We start from the raw sequence: 23753 nt of genomic DNA, 5'->3' as shown, positions 1-23753 counted from the left end.
ATTTTTACTCCTCTTCAAAATTATCTATTTCATCGGTATCTGCTCCGCAGAGACCGTAGAGCTTTTCTTCACCATCACGTCTGCCGCGGGCGACCAGAAGATCGCCAGCATACAGGCACACATTTCTCGCCGGACGATAGATCCACCGGTTTTCATGTTTGACGGCAAAGATGACCATTCCAGTCACCGTGCCTACATGAGACTCGGCAAGGGATTTTTTGTCAAGAGTGGATCCTTCATGGACCGTGACCCACGCAATGATCTCATCGGATTCACGAACGATGCGTTTGATGATCGGCGGGACCTCGATCTCACGAAGCACCACATCGGCAATCGAGCTTGCGGCGTCCGAGATCGATTCGGCGAACGAGGACATATAGAGCATGCCACGCAGACTGGCAACGTCCTCGACCCTTTTCGCAGCTTCGAGCGTCCACAGATCGAGCCGGAGCCGCATCTCGTCGAGCTCTTCTTCAAGAGCCACGACCTCGTTTGCCAGATCCAGATTGTCGTGGAGAAGAGCCGAGTAGGCAAGCCCGACGGAGAGTTCGCTGATGTTTTTCATCTCGATCATGAGAGCGGCCGCACGGTCGAGATCGTTGATGGGGGACGAGGTCAGGTCATTGTCGCCCGGAACCGGCTGACCGGCGAGTTCGCAGAGTTCGGGGAACCCGTACTCCGGCCCGCGGCCGACAAGGACATCGCCGGAACGAAGGACCGTATGCTTGTCGGGATCGTAGAATCTCTGACGCATCCTTCTGATCATGATGATCCGAATCCCGGTGACCGACTGAAGTTTGATATCACCGAGGCGTGCGCCGTCAAGGGGACTGCCGGCAGCAACGACGGTTCGGTGGGTGGCTTCTTCAGCCTCGGGAAGGGCTCTGCGGAGATTTGCGGGGAAGGATACATGCCGCATGATATTCTTCGCAATATCGGCCGCATGGTTCGAGATCCTTTCCGAGGCTTCGGCGAGCTGGAGAAGACCGCTCATCGGTTCGGTCTCTTCGATACGCCGTACACTCATCATACTGGTGATTCGTGCCTGGTAAACGAGGTCATTCATACGTTCTTCGAGTTCTATGACTTCATCTGCTATGGCGTTGCTTTCGAAAAGCACCGCAGAATAAGCCAGATCAACCATGAGTTCGCTGATGTCCTTCATCTCGATGAGTACATCTTTGAGGTTGATCGGTTGGTTTTCACGGTCCATGATAGTGTGTATATTAGTGAGAGTTCTGACTACTTAATAAATAGGATGCTAAGATCGAAGGGTAAAACATAGTGAAGATGGGATTTACCGGCGGCGAAGAGATTTGGGGGCCGGCAGGCCGGGTCCGGCGGGTTCAGCCGAAGAAGTCCAGCTGCTTTTGTCGGACCCCGATCTTGCCTTTGGTCATCTCGTCGAATGAACGGCGGACGGAAAACTCCAGATCGGCATTCCGGGTTTTCACCCATGCGATCATCTCCGGCCAGCTGCTGACAGGGATCCGGTAGCCGAATCCGGCTGTCATCCGGGAAAAAAGTTCAAAGCCGAGAAGTCCTGCTTCGGGAAACTCGGCCAAAAATGCTTCGTAAAAGAGGAAACACTGTTCAAAGGGATGAGCGTTCTCCTTGATCTTCTGATTGAATGAGGAGAGAAGTGCGGCGAGATCCTTTTTCGACGAGGGGGTGAGGGGAGCCTCGTCGATATTCTGGTAAAGAGTGCTTTGAAGCCGGTACACCGCTTTCGGGGTCAGGCGCTCTTTTTTTCCGTGCAGACGATAGGCGTTATGCAGGTTCTGCACGACGTTCACATCAAAGAGCCGTTTGCCGCGCGGGATCTCGCCTGCGGAGAAGAGACGGGAGACCTCTGCCGGCGTAAATTCCACGGCGGCCGTGCATGCGGCGGCGGAGATGTATGCCGCCGATTCATGATCCAGGTCTCCCGGGGGACACCTGGCAAGCAGATAGCGGAACTTTTCCAGTTCGAAGTATTCATCCTCATCTGCGTACCGCTCGAAGGTGAACTTTCCCGCACGAAACTTCGCCACTTTGTTCATGCATTTCATCTCGAGGTCGAAGCCGAAAAGTGCGATCGTCCGGGATATCTCGGCTTTGGTCGGTTTCGTTCCTGATTTGATAACGCGGGTTGCCGCAAATTTTTTTGCATCGGTGTTGACTTCACGCACCAGATAATATCTTTTCAGACCATTTCGGACACGGACTTCAACGCGGTACAGCTCATTCGCAGACATATGATGTACAGATATTAGGCGGGAGGGGATGTGTATGTTTCGCTTATTCGGTGGATTCAACAGAGACGGCGGCAAGTTTTTCCCAGTATTCTGGCCTTCCTTCTTCGGGTCCGACACCGCAGACCTGGATATATTCGGGATCGATGTGCCGGAGAACAGACCGAAGTGCCGCCGGGTCGGCATCACGGATGTAGATGTTTCGAATCTCGAAGGAGTCGAGAAGGTCGGGTAGGAGCGAAACGCCTTCAGCCGTTATGACGATGTCTTTTTGGATCTCGAGTATCTCCGGAAGAGCGTCGTTTGAAACCGCCCAGAGATACCGTTTGCCGGAAAAATACTCCAGCTCGATCTCGTCGGGCCGGTCCGCGGTCAGGATGTGGCCCGGGATGCCGGCATCCCGCATGCTGCGGCAGAGCGTGGAGACAGTTTCGAAAAGAGCGGTTTTGAACTCCTCGGGATCCCCGAAGTATGCATCACCGACGTCAAGCGCCGAGGGGGCGGGTATGCTCCACCAGCAGTTTTTCCGGCGGGCCTGGACGAGAGAGACGTCGGCAAGAATCGTGCCGAAATCAGGATCGAATTCATGAGATACGTTCCCGTCGACCACATTCCCGCAGGAATCGAGGATCCGGTCAGCGTAGAACTCCCCTCCTGCCGCAGGAAAATCGACGAACTCAAGCTGATCAGTGAGGGTCGTTTCGACATTCCAGGTGGTAAGATCGGTCTCTTTGCCGCGCCGCTTTGAAAGCCATTCGGTAAGAGCGGATGGATCGGTGTCCATTGGAAGAACGGAACCAAGGGACCGGACCGGAAAAGTGAGGGTACGCATTACAGTATTAGATACGAAGCCGAACCCTAATACAGTTTCTTCAAAAAAAAGAAGATTATTCTTTGGCCTCGATAACGGCGATCAGATTTTCCATAACCTTATCGACGGCATCCCAGGTAGGGCTGGTCTGGCCTGGTGTTCGGACGATGAACGGCCTTCCCTCATCGGCGGCTTTCCGCATCTCGATATCCAGCGGGATCGCGCCGAGATAGGGGACCTTATACTGCTCGGCAGCCTTTTCGCCGCCGCCTTTGCCGAAGATGTCCACGATCTCGCCGCAGTGCGGACAGACCATGCCCGACATATTCTCGATCACGCCGAGAACGGAAAGATCCATCATCTCGACAAACTTGATCGCCTTCGTCGCATCCAAAACCGCGACATCCTGCGGGGTCGTCACGATCACGGCGCCCTCCACATTCGGCGCGAACTGGATGATATTCAGTGCCTCGTCGCCCGTTCCCGGCGGAAGATCCACGATAAGATAATCCAGGTCGCCCCATTCCACGTCGCCGAGGAACTGTTTGGTGGCGGCCGCCTTCATCGGTCCGCGCCATACGACCGGGCTGTCGGTCTCGTTCAAAAGAAGGGCCATCGAGACGACCTTCAGCGAGCCGGTCACCTTCACCGGCATAATGCGCTCGCCGATCGCCTGAAGACGCAGATCCTCGATCCCGAGCATCTTGCCGATCGATGGGCCGTGGATATCGAGATCCAAAAGACCGGTCTGATAACCGTGGTTGGAAAGCGCGTAGGCGAGATTCACCGAGACGGTACTCTTCCCGACCCCGCCTTTTCCGGAGAGGACGAGAATCACGTGACGCACGCGGATATCGGACTTCTCCGGCATCTTTGCGGTCGATTCGGGTTTATGTGAACAGGTTTCACAGTTTTCTGTGCAGTTTTCAGGACATGTTTCAGTGGTCATGTATCATTGCTCCGTTTTGGTTCTGCTGCAGAATCATTTGTACATACAGCAGAGATTGAGAGACGCATATTGGAGAAATAAGATGGTTCGGGGATCGACCCAAACCGGAATGTGCTGAGGGATCCAAAATCCCGGGAATAGATAAGAATCGAATCTATTTCAACGGCATTTGCAGCGGGACGAAGAACGGATCCTCTCTTGAGAGTTTAGAGGGACGTGGATGTGATAACGTTTTTTTCAGGAAAACACAAGGCGGCGGTCATCACCCGCCGGTTCCTTCCGTTTTACCGGAAATAATGAATGGATATGCCGGATAGACCCTGAAGGTTATTCCTCATTGCCCTGCATACGGCAGCCATCCGGATGGACTGTGCCGTCTGCGTGCGGGCAGCAGGATACCTTGATCATTTTTCCGTTGGCCAAAGCATCGGCGACTTTATAGCGTGCCTCGTGAAGGTCGCGCCATGCCGTTTTTCTGGACACACCCAGAACACCGGCTGCGTCCTCCTGAGAGAGCCCTTCGAGATCGACAAGTTTCAAAACCGCGATCTCTTCGGGATACAAGGTAACCATCTCGATCTTAGCCTTTCTTCGCGGACAGACCGGTGCGTAACAACCCGGCGTTTCATCAAGTTCGACGCAGCGCCGTACCCGCGGTCTTCCGCATCTACCTTTTGGACAAATCTCTGGGTTCTCAGGCATATCTCAACTCGTACTGGATATCTTCTCATGCCATACCTAAAGCGTTTTCGTTTGTCCGGTCTGGTTTGGGAAAATATGCAGTGAGTACTCATATGCGCCAAAATATATTAATGTATGCGACACGAATCAATCAGGTACAATTAGTATCCGAATTTTGGAGATGAGCATGTCGACACCGTTTATAACAATAGAAAATGTATGTATGGACTTCGGCGAGGAAGAGCGGATTCGCGTTTTAGACGATATCTGCCTCGAAATAGCCGAAGGAGAGATCGTGGGCGTGATCGGAAGATCGGGATGCGGAAAGACCGTTCTGATCCACCTTATACGGGGTATCGACACCCCGCCAACCAGCGGCAAAATCATCTATCATATTTCCCGCTGCAAAAAATGCGGCAGGATCGAGTTTAGAAGCGATGAAGGAAAACCCTGTCCGGTCTGCGGTGAAACACTCGCGGCCGAAGACATCGATTTCTGGGCGCCGGAAAACGCGGCGGTCAAAGCAAAGATAATGGCCAGAACCTCGCTGATGTTCCAGAGAACGTTTTCGCTCTACGGCGACGACCGCGTGATCGAGAATGTTCTGCGGGCACTCGACGATATCAACTACCCGGCAAACCAGGCACTTTCCCGTGCGGCAGATCTTGTTGACGAGGTCCGGCTGAGTCACCGGATGATGCATGTTGCCCGCGATCTTTCCGGCGGAGAGAAGCAGCGCGTGGTGCTTGCCCGGCAGCTGGCCCGCGAACCGCTGTTTTTGTGCGCCGATGAGCCGACGGGGACGCTGGATCCGAAGACCGCGACGATCGTGCACGAGCTGCTGAAAGCCGCGGGAACGGAGAAGAAAATGGGTATGGTTATCACGTCCCACTTTGCCCAGGTGCTGGAAGATGTGTGCGATCGTGCAGTCCTGATGGATGACGGACGGATCACGAGGATCGGCAGTCCGGAAGAGATCGTTGCCGAGTTCATGAAAGGATGCAAGGATGACTGTACCTATTCATGTGCCGACTGCGGGAGTGCGATCGTTCGGGCGAAGGATCTGTCGAAGAAGTTCATCGCAGTGGACCGCGGCGTGATCAATGCGGTGGATAAGATCACGTTCGAGGTGTATGAGCGGGAGATCCTGGGTATCATCGGGGTCTCCGGCGGAGGTAAGACGACGCTTTCAAAGATGATCGCGGGTCTGTATGAGCCGACAGGCGGAACGCTGGAGGTCAGGGTCGGCGATGAGTGGGTGGATATGCGAAAACCTGGATACGATTTCCGCGGGAGAGCGAAGAAGTACATCGGGCTTTTACATCAGGAGTATGATCTGTATCCTCACCGGACGGTGATCGATAATCTGACGGACGCGATCGGGCTGGAGTTTCCAAAGGAGCTTGCCGTTCGTAAAGCGGTGATCACGCTTCGGATGGCGGGTTTTACGGAGAAGAAGGCGAAGGATATCCTGAACCGGAAGCCTTCGGAGCTGTCGGAAGGAGAGAAGCACCGTGTGGCGCTGGGTCAGGTCCTTATCCGGGAGCCGCGGATCATTCTTTTGGATGAGCCGACGGGAACGATGGATCCTATCACGAAGATCGATGTGAAGCATTCGATCGTGCATGCACGTGATGAGATGGATGAGACGTTTATCATCGTTTCCCATGATATGGACTTCGTCCGGGATGTGTGCGATCGATGTATGTTTATCCGCGGCGGAAAGATCATCGCGGAGGGTCCAACGGCAGAGGTGCTTGCGCAGATCTCCGAGAAGGAGGTCAAGAAGATGGCCGCGGATCTGGAAAGCGGGGTGAACCGATAGGTTCGCCCTCAGCGGAGCAAGTTTTCGAAGGAAACTTGCGACTGCGGGCTACCCTGAAAGGGTAATCTTAACTAACCAAACCGAAGGTTTGTGATGGCGGGCTGGACGCAACGCGGACGGCCTAAGCGGAGGCGGGTTGGCGACGAAGTCGACGACCTCAGCGGAGCAAATCTTTGATTTGCGACCAAACCGAAGGTTTGTGACTGTGGGTTGGACGCAACGCGGACGGCCTAAGCGGAGGCGGGTTGGCGACGAAGTCGACGACCTCAGCGGAGCAAATCTTTGATTTGCGACCAAACCGAAGGTTTGTGACTGTGGGTTGGACGCAACGCGGACGGCCTAAGCGGAGGCGGGTTGGCGACGAAGTCGACGACCTCAGCGGAGCAAATCTTTGATTTGCGACCAAACCGAAGGTTTGCGACTGCGGGCTGGACGCTGAAAATGGACCACGGTCGGCAGTGCTCGAACTTTTGGGGATACATCAACATACTGGTAAAACAGACATAATACATATCCCATCGTCTCACCGGAGGGAAGAATGTCGAAGGAGAAAAGGAGGACACTGGAATGGACAATTTCCCAGAATTTATGAAAAGAGGTGTAAACCGTGTGCCAACTCTGCAGCAAAACACGCCGGATGTCGACGGTTACTATTATACCGCTCAGGATGGAAGTCAAATGGCCTTTTGGACATGTTCATCCGACAGAATCTCGAAAGAACACAGGCATGATTATGATGAATACATGATCTGCGTAGCCGGAGAGTATATCATCACGATAAACGGCAAAGAAACGGTCCTGCACCCCGGTGAAGAAATTTTTATCCCGAAAGGAACCCTGCAGGGCGGTAGATGCAAAGCCGGAACGCGAACGATCCACGCATTCGGCGGTACACGGATCATTTGAGTGAAGCAGGATTCGGCAGAATCAGCGATATGCTTTGTCTGACAGGGATAGATCTGTGTATCGTCATGTTCTTTACTGATATGAGGAGAAGCGCCTACCAACTCATTCCCAGCACATCCAGCTCACGAAGATCCACCTAGATTAGAACCCACCTTCATGGTTGACATCAGACGGCAGACGTCAGACGTCACCTGTCTTTTCAGAAAAAAAGAACTACCCTGAAAAATCGAGCCACACTCTCCCGAGAGAGATGTGATGCCAAAATACTCTTGTGTTATTTCTTTCTTTCTAAAACTATATATATTTAACACAAAGTCAAAAAATGAAAGAAGAAAAAAGTCCCAAAAAATTCCCGGGGTATCTGTTTTCCATAAAAACAACCTGACGTCTGCCGTCTGACGTCAACCCACACAGCAAAAATATGACAAAATGGGTATATCTAAACAATTGCATATCAATGTGACCGCTCCACTCCGAAGTCACGGCCTTGTCCCCCAAAAATATGATCAAAAACTCTCATATTACCATAAGGAAACAGGTTGCCCAAAAGATGCGGCCAAGGCCGAGTAAGTTTTCGAAGGAGACTAGCAGGCATGCAAGGGTATGGAAGAGTTTGCGGCTGAACAGTGCCAACAATGCGGAGAGTTATGTCGTCCTGGCGTGATTTTTGGATATGAGCAACTCTTTTTTAATGTATGTTACTAGATGATGCAATATGCTTTTCTCATGATATAATTTCATCTTTTTCAAACGTACATTTTCAGTCTGCCAGATTTCCTTACAAAAATGGCTCTATTTTGTACATCAATATCATCTGATGCGGATTGAATGATGAAAATCTCTTTATAGCAAAACTTTATTGTAGAATACTTCTAATTATAGCCTGTAGATCAACAATATGTTTCAAAAAAAAGGGATAATTATAACTATAATAGTAACATTGTTAGTTATTATTATTAGTAGTATGATATTAAATTATTATTTTAATATTTTCAGTCAAATAATCCAATTCATCCAATTTCTTATTATATCTTCAATAGTTATCACAATTATCATAGGAATTATCACAGGAATTACCACTGATTTATTGAAAGAATTTTTAAAATATATTCATAATATGTGTAAATCCTCCAGAAGAAATGGAGAGAATAAATGTGATAATGGGAAAAATTATGCTTATGGAAAATTAGTTAAATATAATATTCATAAAAAAAGTGATTTGAATAATTTGATATCAAATAAAGATTTTTTAGAAAATCTCCCAATCGGTAAATTTATCGAAAATGAGACCGATAAAAATTGGGATAAATTTAAAGAAGTTATTGATTTTTCAAATATTGATCCGATTGATTTTTATGATGACGCTAGAATTATATTTATAAAAGGGAGAGCAGGCATTGGTAAATCAATATATTTATTGTGGAGTATTGAGCGTTTTTTTGAAAATAATGAATCTCTTCGTCAATCTACTAATAAAATAAAAAACATAATATTTCTCAATCCAAATTCAGATGCAATATCAAAATGGGATGATAATTTAGGCGATTCTGATCCGAAGACTACTATTTTAGTATTAGATGCATTATATAGAGATGGTGATACAAGTGAAGAAGTAAAGAACAGATTTGAAAATTTAATAAATCTGTCATTAGGCACGGACAATAATGGTAATTGGATAGGCCCATTCAAAGTGATAATTACTTTGTGTAATGATGAATTTGACTCCCTTAAACAACTCTCAGATTTATTTAGAACAGCAGTTAACGACTATGTTGTCCTCGAACTAAAATCAGACGAATTAAATCTATATCAGATATTAAACAATTATTTAAAAAAATACGATGTAGAAAATGATACACTCCCAGGGGATAAAGATGATATTTTAACTAAAATACGCGAAAAAAGTGAAGGATTGCCATTTTATATTCACCATTTAGTTATATTTCTTAAACAGTCAAATCAAAAGTTTTCAGTAGACACCCTAAATGAATACCCACGCGGAATGTACTGTTTAATGTGGTTAACTATAAATAAATTTTATCATATTAATTCTGATATAACTATTCCATTGATATTATTATTTTTAACCAAAAATGATTACTTTGTTTCATCATATTTTTTAGATGAGATTATAAATGAATATGCATATAAAGAGCAAAAAGAAGATATTAAATTAAAAATAAAACATTTAAAAACATATTATTTTGAAAAGAAAATAGTTGAGAACACTCCTGAAAAAATTTATTCTCTTAATAGACAATGGAAGAAGGGTATAAGAAAAGGAACGAATAATGAAAACTATGATATCATAAGTGAATATAATCAGATAATAAATACTTGCTATAATAAATCTGTAGATAAGATCATCCAGAATATTAAAGGAAAACTAGATACTAATGTTATTGATATCGCCGATGTTTTCTTATGCATCGATTTAGGTAAGATTTCTTATGAAAATCTCAAGTATGCCACTGATATATATATAAATACTATTAAAAACTCAAAAATAAACCCAATATATATAACATATGCTCAATCTGAGTTATATAATCATTGGATTGATTACGCATGGAAATGTCGATATATCCCATATTCTGATAATAGAGATGAGAGAATTATTGAATGTTATACATATGCTTTTGAAAAATTAAATTATAGGGACGATGTTAAAGAAATACATACTTACGCAACATTTTTAAGAGATAATATTATTAGAAAATATGATCACAATTCTGAAGAATATAAGATGTATGGTAAAAAAATAGAAGATTTATTTTTAGAAAATATCGAAACACAAAAGAAAAGAAGAATAATAGATCCATCAAATTATTCCTCTCTCGCAATTCATTATAGGAGAGCAGGAAATGATAACTCTGCAGAATCAATATATCAGCGATATTTTAGGGATAAAAATGAAATAGGTATTGGAGATAGCTTTCATGGAAATGATGTTATTTGTAGATTATCATATGCAAATTATTTGAAAAATAAGGGATCTAAAGCAACTAATAATCAATGTAAAATAGATTTCTTTAATATATCTGAAAATGAGATAAATAGCTTATTTAAATCATTGAGTGAGCTTGAAAAGGTACTAATGCCTGAAAAATTTACTAATTTTGAAATAGTATTAGAAAATTCATATATTAAATTATTGATAGAAAAATCAAAATTATGTCGCGATAAATCTGATAAAATTAAGATGGATATATATATAGATAATAGATTAGATGAGATAATCAAAAAATATCCTAAAGCAGGATCGCTCATAGTAACATATGCTAATTTTTTATTACACTATGGAGATATCTTAGATAAATATAATAATGGTAGCCATCTCACCAAAGCTGCTCAAATATTATCTGAATATATAAAATATAACAATAAACAGGACAAATCCAATTATTATGCTTTAAATATGTTGGCTTCCACTAAAATAGATATTTCACGAAATAATCATACTCCTATAAACTATGAAGAAGCCACCTCTCTTTATCTTGAATCTGCAAATAGTTTTGATAGAAAACACAATGCAGTTGCCCTAAATGAACTAGGAAAAATGTATTTATCGTGGGGAATAAGTATCCAAAACAGTCCAGAATTCACTGAAAAATTAAATAAATCCAAAGAATATTTCAACAAATCATTGAAATTATCACCTATGAATGGACAAAATATGAATCACATCAGTGGTGTTCGTCTAGATTATGCCAGAGTTTTGATATATCTAGGAAAAATCAATGAAGCTCAAAAATGTATTATTGATACCATTACTAATAATATGAAATTCTCATATTCCCTAGCAAAATCCTTAAAAAAAATACAAATAATTATACAAACCATGATAGAGAAGGGATATAATAATAATGCTACAGAAATTATTGAGTTGAGTCGCAACAAAGCAGAAAAATACAAATTAAATTTAGGTCGCCTTTACTCAGGAGTGGCAAAGAGTTACGCAGATTCAGGGGATCTTATAAATGGAGCAAAATATTACATTGAAGCTGCAAAAGGTGAATCTAATCCGCAACATCTGTATAATGACTTTAATTATGCTGGAGGGTGCTATGAAAAATTAAAAAAATATGATGAAGCTATTAATTGTTTTGATTCAGCAAAGGAAATCGCTAAAACAGATGATAACTTAAATTTGGCACATCCATTATATCACATGGCATATAATTATGAAGAAAAAGGGGATCTGATAAATGCAGCAGAATATTACATTGAAGCTGCAAAATATGAATCTAATACGCAATATCTGTGTGGGGACTTTACTTCAGCTGGAAGGTGCTATGAAAAATTAAAAAAATATGATGAAGCCATTAAATGTTTTGATTCAGCAAAGGAAATCGCTAAAACAGATGGTAACTTAAATTTGGCACATCCATTATCTCGCATAGCATATAATTATCAAGAAAAAGGAGATCTGATAAATGGAGCAAAATATTACATTGAAGCTGCAAAATATGAATCTAATCCACAACATCTGTATAATGACTTTAATTATGCTGGAGGGTGCTATGAAAAATTAAAAAAATATGATGAAGCTATTAATTGTTTTGATTCAGCAAGGGAAATCGCTAAAACAGATGGTAACTTAAATTTGGCATATCCATTATATCACATGGCATATAATTATCAAGAAAAAGGGGATCTGATAAATGCAGCAGAATATTACATTGAAGCTGCAAAATATGAATCTAATACGCAATATCTGTATAAGGACTTTACTTCAGCTGGAAGGTGCTATGAAAAATTAAAAAAATATGATGAAGCTAATAAATGTTTTGATTCAGCAAAGGAAATCGCCAAACAGATGATAACTTAAATTTGGCACATTCATTATATCACATGGCATATAATTATGAAGAATAAGGGGATCTTATAAATGCAATAGAATATTATATTGAAGTTGCTACATATAATATGGGATATCAATATCAGGACGTTATCTCTGCAGAGAAGTGCTATAAAGATATTATGAAAATATTCAAATTTATATTAATGAGACACTACATTCACTCTAGAATTTTAAAATAAATTATGATACATGCATTTGTAATCAATCAATACATCAAAAATTATAAAAATGGATAATTAGGATTAATGTATTTATGTAAATCAGTTTAAATTACACATAACCTGAACGCTACACCAAAATATCATTCTCACTAGAATCCACTGGTGAGATAAGAGATTTTTCCAAAAACAAAAAAAAAGATTCCGATTTCTCGCAGAAATATTCCCCTGTGCAAAATGATTTACTGCTCCTTAGACGTGATCCATCACTCGAGGTAATCCTTCGGAGTCAGGATTTGTTCTTTCAAACCCTTTCTCTTTCTGATACCCCTAATGATTTCTGACAGCATCTCAGGGGAACCGGAAAGAAGCCGGCGAACTCAGTAAACTAAGTCGTAACCCTTCGGTTTGCTCAGCTGAGGGACCTAAAGGTCCCCGCCCGCAGTCGCAAATCAAAGATTTGGTCGCAAGGCAAAGCCTTGCTCGGCTAAGCCCGCCCCTATGGGTCGGTCCGCCTCCGCCAAGGTCGTCCGCGTTCCGCGTCCAACCCGCACTCGCACGTTTCCTTCGAAAACTTGCTCAAGCTAAGGCAACCCCTTCGTCGCCAACCCACGAAATCAGTATTTAATACCAATCCGCTCCAAATAGTACCGCATGACCAATAAGCCCACTGTCGTTACGTGCGGTTTGCCCTATACAAACGGTTTTTGCCATCTCGGGCACCTCCGGACGTACATCCCAGGCGATTTCTACGTACGATACCTCAGGCGTCTCGGCGACGACATCGTCTTCATCTGCGGATCCGACAACCACGGGACCCCCATCGTCGTCACGGCCGAGGCCGAAAAAACCACGCCGCGTGCCGTATCCGAAACATACCACGCCCACTTCGACAACGTCTTCAAATCCATGGGCATCGCATTCGACCGGTTCGGCATGACCGACGACCCGACCAACCACCACCGGACCGTCTCCATCCTCCAGACCCTCATCGACCGCGGATATGTCTACGAACAGACCATCCAGCAAAGCTACTGCCCCAAATGCAAACGCTTCCTCCCCGACCGGTACGTCGAAGGAACCTGCCCCTACTGCGGCAAACATGCCCGCGGGGATGAATGCGACTCGGGATGCGGCCGGCACCTCGAACCCGGAGAGATCCTCGATCCCGTCTGCGCAACCTGCGGGACCAAAGCCGAACTCCGCGAACAGAAGCACTACTACTTCAAGCTCAGCAGCTTTAGGGACTATCTTCTGGAGTATCTGCCGACCCTCGGCGGAACGCTCAACGCCAAAAACTACGCCATCGGCTGGGTAGAAAACGAACTCAAAGACTGGTGCATCACCCGAATGATGGACTGGGGCGTCAAGTTCCCGGGATCCGACGATCTCGTCTGCTATGTCTGGGTGGATGCCCCGATCGGATACATCTCGTTCACTGAAGAATGGGCGAAAGCCACCAACAACAGCTGGCAGAAATACTGGTGCGAGGGAGATAGAGTCCACTTCATCGGGTCCGACATCATCTATCACCACTGTGTCTTCTGGCCGGCAATGCTTCACGGGGCCGGCTATCAGCCGCCGACCGCGGTCGTAGCGAGCGGCATGGTCACGATCGACGGCGAGAAGTTCTCCAAATCGAAAGGAAACGTCGTCTGGACGAAAGAGGATTACCTTGACAAGGGACTGCCGGCGGATTATCTCCGGTATTATCTCCTCGCCTATACGAGCCACACCCGCGAACTGGACTTCTCCTGGAAAGAGTTCCAGGCACGGATCAATAATGAACTCGTGAACACGTTCGGGAACTTCGCGAACCGGAGCATGAGCCTGGTCAAGACCAAGTTCGGCGATGTGCCGCAGGTCCCGGTCGAGGCAGAGATCTTTGCCGAGATCGAACGTTCGCTCGCTGCAATTGAGGAGTCCGTCCGTGCATACGAGTTCAAGGCGGCCGTCGACGGCATCCTTCTTCTCGCGGCATACGGAAACAGCTATATCTCGAACGCGGCTCCCTGGAAGCTGATCAAGGAAGATCCGCAAGCGGCCGCACAGATATTAAAGAACTGTCTCCAGATCGTGAAGGCGTGTGCTCTTATCATGCAGCCGGTGATGCCCGAGTCTTCCCAGAAACTTTGGGAGATGCTCGGCTATACGGACAAGATCGAGAGCCGCCCGATCAGCGATGCGCTGGTTCCGTTCGAGAACACAACACTTGGCGATGTGAAGCCGCTGTTTGCGAGAATCGAGGACAAGCAGCGTGAGGAGATGGAGGCCGTGCTGACAAAGCGGGCCGAGGATTCGAAGAAGAAAGCAGCAGGAAAGAATACTATGGAAGCAGTAATAGAACCAATCTCGGAAGAGATCATAACAATAGACGATGTAGCAAAGCTCGATCTCCGCGTGGGTCGGGTCGTGAAAGCGGAGAGAGTGCCAAAGACGACGAAACTTCTGCGTCTGCAGGTGGATATCGGAACCGAGGTCAGACAGATCGTGTCAGGCATCGCCGATGTCTATACGCCTGAAGAGATGGTGGATAAGAAGATCATCGTGGTCGTAAACCTGAAGCCGGCAAAGTTCCGGGGCGAGGAGAGCAACGGGATGCTGTTTGCCGCAGGCGAAGAGGCATCGCTTCTTGTTCCGCTGAAGGATGTGCCGGAAGGAACCAAAGTCCACTGATCTTTTGGCATACCTACATCACCCCCATTTTTTTTAAGTGCCGGAATAGACTGGCTTTATGTCTTCTTCCAACCATTCATTGATTATAGGCATCGGTTAGGTATGCTTTTTCGGGGCAGGCGCAGCAAAATCCGTTGTTTCCAGAATGAATACTGCATGATCACGGCGGTTATTTGGACCATCCACGCTTTCCTGGAGAGAGGGAATGTACAAAAAAACGATAGAGGATGTGCTCACAGAACTCAATACTGACAGAGTGTTCGGGTTATCCGAAGAAACAGCACAGAAAAGACAGCAGGAATACGGAAAAAATGAGCTGAAAAAAGCCAGGGGCGTTTCAGCCTGGCGTATTCTGCTGCATAATATCAATAATATCATCGTCTACATCCTGATCGTCGCCGCGGTCCTGTCTTTTTCCATGGGGGAGATCATCGAAGGCATCGCTGTTTTGATCGCATTGATGATCGCCGTACTTACCAGCTTTTTTACCGAATATAAGGCACAGAAATCGATAGAATCCCTCCAGCGGATGATCTTCACCCATGCCAAGGTCGTGCGGGGCGGCGTCTGGCAGGAGATCAATGCCTCGAAACTGGTACCCGGTGATCTGATCTTTATAGAGGAGGGCGATTCCGTTCCGGCGGATGCACGACTTATCCGCAGTATGAATTTTGCCTGTATCGAGTCCGCCCTCACCGGGGAGTCGGACGCGGTCGAAAAGGATGCACTGGCACTTTTTTCCGAGGATACCGGACTTGGGGACAGGATCAATATGGTCTTTGCCGGCACATCCGCAACACGGGGTAATGCCCATGCGGTCGTCACCAGTACCGGGATGTCGACGGAAGTGGGAAAGATCACCGGGATGCTAGAGAGCGGCATCAAAGAGAGGACGCCGCTTGGTAAAGAGATGAACAAGCTCAGCAAAATCCTCATCCTCGTGGCATTGCTGGCCGGCATTGCGGTATTGACCGCCGGGTTTGTGACGAACCATCCGATTGAGGCCATTCTTCATACGGCGCTTATCCTCGCCGTGGCCGCGATCCCCGAGGCGATGCCTGCAGTGTCAACGATGACATTGTCCCGCGGGATGCGGACGATGGCGGAACATAAGGCGCTGGTCAAACACCTGCCGGCCGTGGAGACCCTTGGTTCGACAAACGTGATATGCACGGATAAAACCGGGACACTCACCGAAAATCAGATGACGGTCGGAAGGATCGTGCTGACAAACGACCGGTCATATACGGTTGAAGGAAACGGGTATCAGCCGGTCGGAAATATTCTCGCCGATGAGCGTGCTGTCGATCTTTCGGATGACGACCGGCTTTGGGACATCATCGCCGCCGCGGTCCTCTGCAGCAATGCAGTGCTGAAAAAGGATGAGCTGGAGTATTCCGTGATCGGCGATCCGACCGAAGGAGCTCTGGTCGTGTTGGGAGCTAAAGCGGGAATAAGCAGGGAAAGTCTTCATGCGGGCGGCTGGGTTAGGATCGGCGAGATGCCGTTCGATTCCGCGAGGAAGTATATGATCACGGTGTATGAACACGGGGAAACGGTCCATGCGTTTATCAAAGGAGCGCCGGACGTGCTTCTTGCGATGTCTCTGCAGTCAAGAGAAGAGAAGGAAAGGCTGCAAGACGCAAACGACCATCTGACGGAAAAAGGTCTGCGGGTTCTTGGGGTCGGCAAACTCAACGGATATAGCGGAGACGGGAGCAGAGTAAGCATCGTTTCGTATCTCGATCGGGTGGATCTTTTCGGGATCGTCGGGATCACGGATCCCCCGCGAAACGATGTCAGAGAAGCGATCGGTATCTGCCAGCAGGCCGGCATCCAGGTGAAGATGATAACGGGCGATGATCCGAAAACCGCCTCGATCATTGCCCGGGAGATAGGTCTGAGGGAGGCAAAGGCGGCGATCACCGGAAAAGAGCTTGATTTGGCGGCCGGGACGCCGGAGTTCGGCGATCTTGTGAAAAAGACCGCGGTGTTTGCCCGTGTTTCGCCTGAAAATAAGATGCAGATCGTGGATGCACTGCGAAAGGAGGGATCCGTCGTGGCAATGACCGGGGACGGGGTGAATGATGCGCCGGCGTTGAAGAGTGCGGATATCGGCGTGGCGATGGGGATCCGGGGTACGGAGGTTGCCAAAGAGGCGTCGGATATGATCCTGACGGATGACCGGTTTTACACGATCGTGGACGCCGTGAGAGAGGGAAGGGTCATCTTTTCGAACATAAAAAAGTATGTTTCGTTCCTTTTTTCCTGCAATATGGTCGAGATCATCACGATTTTTCTGAGCGTCAGTTTCCTGAAACCTCTGCCTATCCTGCCGCTCCATATTCTCTTCCTTAACCTTGTTATCGATATTGCGCCGGCTATGGCCTTGGCATATGAACCGGCAGAGGCAAACATCATGAAAGCGCCGCCGAGGAGTACACATAGCGGCCTGATCAATAAGCGGTTTCTTGGAAGGATCCTTTTCAGCGGTGCTGTTCTCGGACTGAGTTCCTTTTTGATCTTTAATTTCTTCTTAACCCAGAATACTTCGCTGCTTTACGTGCAGACGGCGACTTTTACGTTTATGGTTCTTGCCCAGCTACTCCATGTCCTCAACATCCGCAAAGAAAACGGGTTCGGCCTCACAACGCTGATACGGGAAAATAAGGTCCTGGTCGGCGCTGTAAGTTTATCCCTGCTCCTGCAGATCATGGTGATCTATGTTCCGTTTATGCAGCAGACGATCGGAACAACGCCCCTTACGGCAGATACCTGGGCGGTGATCCTGCTGGCGGCATTTGCCACGACCGGCGTCGTGTATGCGATCAAGAAGGTGATGAGACGAATCTACCCGTCGGAGTAGTCAGCAGCAGTATAATGAGTTCCGGATACGAAACGGAGAAAAAAGATGTTGAATAAGACTTACGCGGTGAGATCCTACCGGAAAAAACTGAAGTTCTTATGAGATGTACTTCGATTTCGTGTACGACATTCGTTTTGACACAAGAGAAAAACCAACCGCGAATCGGCGCGAATCCGCCCTTCGGGCGAGAAGAATCGGATTTGCTTATCCTCACTTTCGCAATCCAGCTTCGCTGTCTTGCTCATCCCTTCATCGGGACCGTTCGGGCAAATCCTGTCGCCGCCCCAGCGGCTCCCATGATTGATTTGCCTCTTGATTTTATATCGTGACTGTCAGTAAAGAGGATATTTTTCATATTGAGACCTGGTCAATGAATCTCTTCCATATAGGAGGCGCTGGGGCGCCGACAGGATTTGCCCGAACGGTCCCGATGAAGGGACGAGCCGTCGTGTCTTAGCCGAGCAAATCTTTGATTTGCGAGGGATACGACGAGCGAGAGTGAGGAAAAGCAAATCCGATTCGCCTCGCCCGAAGGGCAGGATTCGCGCCGATTCGCGGTTGGTTTTATCTCAGGTTTCCACACCCAACAACCTCCTTCCCGAATTGGATTGTCATTAACACCGCGTAAATCCTATTTGAATAGAAAAGACGACTTGGTTCGTGAACCACGTACTTTTCAGACTATATCCCAACATTCAATATTTTTTATTTGATTTGGGGTGCCGTCGATCCGCCTCCGCGCCGGGTCACAAACCATCGGTTTGCTCAAGGCTCTCGTCGCTTTCGCTCCCCTCAGCTGTCCCCTCCCGCACCCCCTAAATCAGAAATAAGTAATGAGATGTGGGAGATGTATATTTGCCAACGGTCAAATTTTGGTTTCAATTCGTTCCGGATACGGAAATGAGAAAATAGATTTTTGAAAAAAAATTACCTGCGTTTATTCTTGGTTTTCATCGCTTTGATATCAGCCTTTTTCGGGAAATGTTCGCCGGATTTCTTTTTGTCGGTCTTATCTGCAAATCGGATGGAATCGTCATCGTAATCTACAAAATCAAATGCCATTATTTTCTGTATAGCTGTGTTTGAAGATAAAATTATTCTCGGATTTTTGCCGGAGATTCAGCAGTCAGTGAGACGCCGCCTCACTCTTCGGCGACCGCAGCGGGCTTATCCGAGTATTTGATAAACAGCGCGAGAATCGGACAGAGGATCGTTGGAATAATCAGCAGAAACATCGCGTCCGGCAGGGAACCCATGACATCCGCTACCCACCCGATCAGGGCCGCTCCAACTCCGCCGATACCCATCGAAAGACCGAGCGTGAGGCCAGACGCAAACCCGACGCTGCCCGGCAGAAGATCCTGAGTCATCGTCACCGAAGCCACATAACAGAAGCTCGCAAAGAATGCATACAGCATGATCCCGGCATACATCGTCCATCCGGTCGTGAGGAATATCAGACAGAAACACGGGATCGCACAGAGGAATCCAAGCACCAGGACTTTTTTCCGTCCAAAACGGTCGGAAAGATAGCCGCCGGCCACCTGCCCGAACACGCCGGTAAAGAGCATGGCCGTGATGATGACCGAGACCGTGAACGTGTCGATCCCCTGATTCCATAAAAGGAGCAGGGTCGGCAGATACGTAATGACCCCAACATACGCCCAGGCCCGCAGAGCACACACCGTCACAACCAGACCGGCCGGGATCCACCAGTACTTCCCGTGGACCTGTTTCTTTTCGACCGGCTCTTTTTTGATCGGCTCAACCGTTCCGGTGCGGCGGTCGTTTCGATAGATCCAGGCAGCCCCGACGATCCCCGGAACCATCATCCAGGCGACCGACGGCAGACCGCCGAACGTGATGAAAAAACCGGCGATCATCGGGCCGAGCGAATAACTGATGCTGCCGCTTGTGGTAAAAATCGAGTTGTACAATCCCTTTTTGGCAGGCGGACTCAGTTTATGGACGAGGGCCATCGCGGAAGGATGGAAGAGGGCATGACCGACGGCCGCTCCTCCGACAAGGAACAGAACGATCAGGTAATTGTTCGCCAGAACCGAGAGTGATATTCCTACGCTGCCGATCAGAACACAGAACGGCACGCTCACCCATTTACCAGTCCGGTCTCCGTAAAGCCCGATAAACGGCTGGGTCACGGACGAGACCACATTGAATACGGTAACGACAAGCCCTGCAAGAAAATACGAGAGCCCCAGATTGACAATGAGAAGAGGGAGGATCACCGGCAGGATCGGCGTATACAGATCGATCAGAAAATGACCGCTGATCGCCCCGGTTATTTTTGTATTGTAGGTATGACGCATGGAGTCGCCTGAAGATGAGTATTGATAATCACGCATTCTATTTATTTGTTTAATCTTACGTTCATCAAATTTCAACAAATATTTAACATATAATTATTCTGAATGTATTAATATAGTATTACAAATATAAAATTATTCATAACTTTGGTGTGTTGATATGAAAAAACGTATTTTAGAGGGCTTATCCATCAACGGATTCGCCGCACTGTGTATTGCAGGCGTACTGATCGGCGCCATGGTGATTTGCGCCGGATGCGTCCAGTCAGGAAATGATGACAGTACGCTTCGCGTCGTCATGAACTTCGGTCCCGATTCAAGCGGCAGTCTCGACCCGGCCAATGGGTGGGAAGGCTGGTATGTGCGGGAAGCGGGCCTCTTTGAGACGCTTTTCTATGATGATCAGAACATGGAACTCAAACCCGAACTGGCAACCGGCTACAAAGCATTGAGCGATACCGAATGGGAAATCACGCTTCGCAAGGGCGTAGTCTTCCACGACGGAACGCCGTTCAACGCCGACGCGGTGATATATTCGTTCAACCGGGTCCTCGACCCCGCAAACAGCCGTTCATCCGAGTACTCATTCATTAAAGAAGTGAGAAAGACTGACGACTATACGATCGTAATCGAAACGACCGAACCGTATGCTCCGCTGATCGCATCGCTCGTTGATCCGGTCATGTCGATCATCAGTCCGAACATTGTCGATGTGGACAAACAGCCGGTCGGTACCGGACCCTATGCATTCGTTTCGTTTGAATCGGGTGCAAGCATGGATCTCGTCAGAAACGACAAGTATTGGGGCGGCACGCCGAAAGCTGCGAAACTCTCCATGACATACAACGCCGACGCGACCGCACGGACGCTTATGCTGAAGTCCGGCGATGTCGATATCGCAAAGGATATTCTCCCAAGCGAGTATGCTTCCCTGAAATCAGACTCCTCGACCGATGTCGAATCCAAGGAGACGCTTCGAGCATACTTCATCTACATCAACGGCGGAAAAGCTCCGTTCGATGACGTGAACGTTCGTCAGGCACTCAGCTACGCACTGAACCGTCAGGAAATCGTGGATACCGCGCTTGAAGGCGTGGCGGGTTCTCCTGCGGTAGGTATGTTTACGAATACCATGCCGTGGAACGCAAACGACAAGATCGCCAGCTACGACAACGATCAGGCAAAAGCCCTTGAACTCCTGGCCAAAGCAGGAATCACCAAAGGATCCGACGGAAAACTGTATTATAACGGCGAACCGTTCACCATCGAGATAATGACCTATACGAACCGTGCGGCCCTTCCGGCAAGCCTGGAAGTGATCGCGGCCCAGTATGAAAAGCTCGGTATCACGGTCACGACGAAACACGCTGAATGGAGCGCGATCAAATCAACCGTGACATCGGGAACCTATGATATGGTACTCTATACCTGGGTCACGGCACCGACCGGAGACCCGGACTACTTCATCAGCGGTCACTATCTCTCGACCGGGGCATACGCTTCCGGCTGGACCCATTACTCGAATCCGCAGATGGATGAATGGATCCTTGCCGCACGGTCGACCTTTGATCAGACCAAGCGAGCCGAGCTCTACGACAAGATCCAGGAACAGGCGCAGATCGATTGTCCGATCATCTACGTGTTCTATGCGATGGAAAACGATGCGATGAGTACCTCCGTTAAGGGATTCACCATCTACCCCAACGACTACACGCTCGTCACAAAGAACATCGCGGTCGTATAACAGAGCGATTGCCGGATGAACCCGGCAGCTTCTTTTTTATTATTACGAATATAATATTTGTAGATTTTAAAAACATACGAATAAAAAGAGGCAATTAATATAATATTACAAACATAAAATTTGTTCATACTTTTCGAGGTAAAAACATGCAGAGTGGTTTCCAGAAAATAATCTTGCTCATAAGTATCGCGGTCCTCCTTATCGCCGCGGTTTGCGTGGCAGGATGCGTTCAGTCATCCGATTCCGGAGAAAAAGTTCTTCGTCTCGTGGAGATCGAGGGCCCGGACACGGGCGGCAGTCTCGACCCGGCAAACGGCTGGGAAGGATGGTATGTCGATAAAGCAGGCATTTACGAGACCCTGTTCGCATACGACCCGGACATGGTCCTCCAGCCCAAACTTGCGACCGGATACAAGCTTTTGAACGACACGACGTGGGAGATCACTCTGCGTAAAGGTGTTACGTTCCATGACGGGACGCCGTTCAATGCCGACGCGGTCATTTTCTCGTTCAACCGTGTCCTCAATGCATCAAACAGCCGTGCTTACGAGTATGCGTTCATTGAAGATGTCAGAAAAACGGACGACTATACGATCATCATCGAGACCAATAAACCGTATGCTCCGCTGATCGCATCCCTCGTCGACCCGATCATGTCTATCGTCAGTCCGAACATCGTCGATGTCAACAAACAACCGGTCGGAACGGGACCGTTCGTTTTCTCCGCGCTTGAATCCGGCGCAAGCCTGGACGTCGTGAGAAACGAGAATTACTGGGGCGGCAAAGTAGGACTTGCCGGAGTGAACACGACCTACATCGGTGATGCCACCGCACGTACGCTTCTCATCAAATCTGGTGATGCCGACGTAGTTCGTGACATTCTCCCAAGCGAGTATGCAGCCGTGAAAAACGCGGCAGACACGCATGTCGAATCGAAAGCGATGCTCCGTACGTACTTTGTCTACATGAACGAAAACAAAGCGCCGTTCAATGACGTCCGCGTCCGTCAGGCACTCAGTTACGCAGTGAACCGTCAGGAGATCGTCGACACGGCGCTTGAAGGCGTCGGCGGCGTTGTCGCGGTCGGTCCGTTCTCATACTCCTCGCCGTGGAACGCAAACGACGAGATCGAATCATATGCATACAACAAAGAAAAGGCGCTGGCTCTCTTAGCCGAGGCAGGGATCCTGCCGGGGGCTGACGGGAAACTGTATTACAACGGCAAACCGTTCACCATCGAGATAACGACCTACTCCAAACGTGCGGCTCTCCCGCCGACACTGGAAGTCATCGCAGCCCAGTATGAAGATCTGGGTATTACCGTCAACACGCGTATCATGGAAAGCAGCGCCATCAAAGTCGATGTCGCCGCCGGAAATTACGACATGACGATGGCCGCCTGGTCGACCATGCCGACCGGAGACCCGGATTATTTCCTGAGCAGAATGTTCTTCTCGACCGCCGCGTATGCTTCCACCTGGCTGCACTACTCCAACCCCGAAGTCGATGAACTCATCCTGAAAGCAAGCACGACCTTCGATCAGGCGGAGCGGGCTGAACTGTACGACGAGATCCAGAACATCACCCAGAACGACGCAGGACTGATCTATCTGTTCTATGAATCGCAGAACTGGGGAGTCGGCAATGATGTCCTGAATCTCGAGATCTACCCGAACGAATACACGATGATGACCAAAGACATCACCATCACCTGA

At 47.9% G+C, this 23753-nt stretch carries 14 protein-coding genes; 7 read left to right on the top strand and 7 right to left on the bottom strand.

What is annotated here, in order from left to right; genetic code table 11:
- Positions 1-4: 4 nt before the first annotated feature.
- The 5 genes from MLAB_RS03850 to MLAB_RS03830 form a co-directional block, all read right to left on the bottom strand.
- Positions 5-1213 (bottom strand): potassium channel family protein, encoded by a 1209-nt coding sequence (locus MLAB_RS03850; RefSeq protein ID WP_011833107.1) that lies wholly within the window; start codon positions 1211-1213, stop codon positions 5-7.
- A gap of 133 nt (positions 1214-1346) precedes the next feature.
- On the bottom strand, positions 1347-2237 hold the full coding sequence (locus tag MLAB_RS03845) for a hypothetical protein (protein WP_011833106.1): 891 nt from the start codon (positions 2235-2237) through the stop codon (positions 1347-1349).
- Positions 2238-2280: 43 nt separating this feature from the next.
- On the bottom strand, positions 2281-3066 hold the full coding sequence (locus MLAB_RS03840; RefSeq protein WP_011833105.1) for a hypothetical protein: 786 nt from the start codon (positions 3064-3066) through the stop codon (positions 2281-2283).
- A gap of 55 nt (positions 3067-3121) precedes the next feature.
- A complete protein-coding gene (locus tag MLAB_RS03835) occupies positions 3122-3994 on the bottom strand; it encodes an Mrp/NBP35 family ATP-binding protein (protein ID WP_011833104.1) in 873 nt (290 codons plus the stop codon).
- A gap of 327 nt (positions 3995-4321) precedes the next feature.
- Positions 4322-4696, bottom strand: a complete 375-nt coding sequence (locus MLAB_RS03830) for a DUF134 domain-containing protein (RefSeq protein ID WP_011833103.1) — start codon at positions 4694-4696, stop codon at positions 4322-4324.
- A gap of 166 nt (positions 4697-4862) precedes the next feature.
- On the opposite strand from MLAB_RS03830, the gene atwA reads away from it, so the two are divergent.
- From atwA to MLAB_RS03805, 5 genes are all read left to right on the top strand, one after another.
- Positions 4863-6500, top strand: coding sequence for a methyl coenzyme M reductase system, component A2 (atwA, locus tag MLAB_RS03825; protein WP_011833102.1), 1638 nt, complete (start codon positions 4863-4865; stop codon positions 6498-6500).
- Positions 6501-7067: 567 nt separating this feature from the next.
- The gene (locus tag MLAB_RS03820) at positions 7068-7406 is read left to right on the top strand and encodes a cupin domain-containing protein (protein WP_011833101.1); all 339 of its coding nucleotides are present in this window, start codon (positions 7068-7070) and stop codon (positions 7404-7406) included.
- A gap of 1117 nt (positions 7407-8523) precedes the next feature.
- Complete coding sequence (locus tag MLAB_RS03815; protein ID WP_187146136.1) at positions 8524-12237, top strand: tetratricopeptide repeat protein; 3714 nt, start codon at positions 8524-8526, stop codon at positions 12235-12237.
- 845 nt (positions 12238-13082) lie between these two features.
- Positions 13083-15104 carry a methionine--tRNA ligase gene (gene metG / locus MLAB_RS03810; protein ID WP_011833099.1) on the top strand — a complete coding sequence of 674 codons (2022 nt, stop codon included), beginning with the start codon at positions 13083-13085 and terminating at the stop codon, positions 15102-15104.
- A gap of 205 nt (positions 15105-15309) precedes the next feature.
- Positions 15310-17970, top strand: a complete 2661-nt coding sequence (locus MLAB_RS03805) for a cation-translocating P-type ATPase (RefSeq protein ID WP_011833098.1) — start codon at positions 15310-15312, stop codon at positions 17968-17970.
- 927 nt (positions 17971-18897) lie between these two features.
- Here the strand turns inward: MLAB_RS03805 and MLAB_RS10000 are convergent.
- Positions 18898-19032, bottom strand: coding sequence for a hypothetical protein (locus tag MLAB_RS10000; protein WP_281034015.1), 135 nt, complete (start codon positions 19030-19032; stop codon positions 18898-18900).
- 80 nt (positions 19033-19112) lie between these two features.
- Positions 19113-20333, bottom strand: a complete 1221-nt coding sequence (locus tag MLAB_RS03800; RefSeq protein WP_011833097.1) for an MFS transporter — start codon at positions 20331-20333, stop codon at positions 19113-19115.
- A gap of 121 nt (positions 20334-20454) precedes the next feature.
- Between MLAB_RS03800 and MLAB_RS03795 the strand changes: the two genes are divergently transcribed.
- Together MLAB_RS03795 and MLAB_RS03790 are read left to right on the top strand one after the other, a co-directional pair.
- Positions 20455-22038, top strand: a complete 1584-nt coding sequence (locus MLAB_RS03795; RefSeq protein WP_011833096.1) for an ABC transporter substrate-binding protein — start codon at positions 20455-20457, stop codon at positions 22036-22038.
- Positions 22039-22184: 146 nt separating this feature from the next.
- Positions 22185-23753, top strand: coding sequence for an ABC transporter substrate-binding protein (locus tag MLAB_RS03790; RefSeq protein WP_011833095.1), 1569 nt, complete (start codon positions 22185-22187; stop codon positions 23751-23753).

This window comes from Methanocorpusculum labreanum Z (assembly GCF_000015765.1).
GTDB lineage: Archaea > Halobacteriota > Methanomicrobia > Methanomicrobiales > Methanocorpusculaceae > Methanocorpusculum > Methanocorpusculum labreanum.
Note: the sequence above shows the minus strand (reverse complement) of the source record. Positions and strands in the feature narration are given on the sequence as shown.

Excerpts from the sequence above, each read along its gene's own strand:
- MLAB_RS03850 (WP_011833107.1), bottom strand. The coding sequence starts at position 1,213 with ATGGACCGTGAAAACCAACCGATCAACCTCAAAGATGTACTCATCGAG.
- MLAB_RS03845 (WP_011833106.1), bottom strand. The coding sequence starts at position 2,237 with ATGTCTGCGAATGAGCTGTACCGCGTTGAAGTCCGTGTCCGAAATGGT.
- MLAB_RS03840 (WP_011833105.1), bottom strand. The coding sequence starts at position 3,066 with ATGCGTACCCTCACTTTTCCGGTCCGGTCCCTTGGTTCCGTTCTTCCA.
- MLAB_RS03835 (WP_011833104.1), bottom strand. The coding sequence starts at position 3,994 with ATGACCACTGAAACATGTCCTGAAAACTGCACAGAAAACTGTGAAACC.
- MLAB_RS03830 (WP_011833103.1), bottom strand. The coding sequence starts at position 4,696 with ATGCCTGAGAACCCAGAGATTTGTCCAAAAGGTAGATGCGGAAGACCG.
- atwA (WP_011833102.1), top strand. The coding sequence starts at position 4,863 with ATGTCGACACCGTTTATAACAATAGAAAATGTATGTATGGACTTCGGC.
- MLAB_RS03820 (WP_011833101.1), top strand. The coding sequence starts at position 7,068 with ATGGACAATTTCCCAGAATTTATGAAAAGAGGTGTAAACCGTGTGCCA.
- MLAB_RS03815 (WP_187146136.1), top strand. The coding sequence starts at position 8,524 with ATGTGTAAATCCTCCAGAAGAAATGGAGAGAATAAATGTGATAATGGG.
- metG (WP_011833099.1), top strand. The coding sequence starts at position 13,083 with ATGACCAATAAGCCCACTGTCGTTACGTGCGGTTTGCCCTATACAAAC.
- MLAB_RS03805 (WP_011833098.1), top strand. The coding sequence starts at position 15,310 with ATGTACAAAAAAACGATAGAGGATGTGCTCACAGAACTCAATACTGAC.
- MLAB_RS10000 (WP_281034015.1), bottom strand. The coding sequence starts at position 19,032 with ATGGCATTTGATTTTGTAGATTACGATGACGATTCCATCCGATTTGCA.
- MLAB_RS03800 (WP_011833097.1), bottom strand. The coding sequence starts at position 20,333 with ATGCGTGATTATCAATACTCATCTTCAGGCGACTCCATGCGTCATACC.
- MLAB_RS03795 (WP_011833096.1), top strand. The coding sequence starts at position 20,455 with ATGAAAAAACGTATTTTAGAGGGCTTATCCATCAACGGATTCGCCGCA.
- MLAB_RS03790 (WP_011833095.1), top strand. The coding sequence starts at position 22,185 with ATGCAGAGTGGTTTCCAGAAAATAATCTTGCTCATAAGTATCGCGGTC.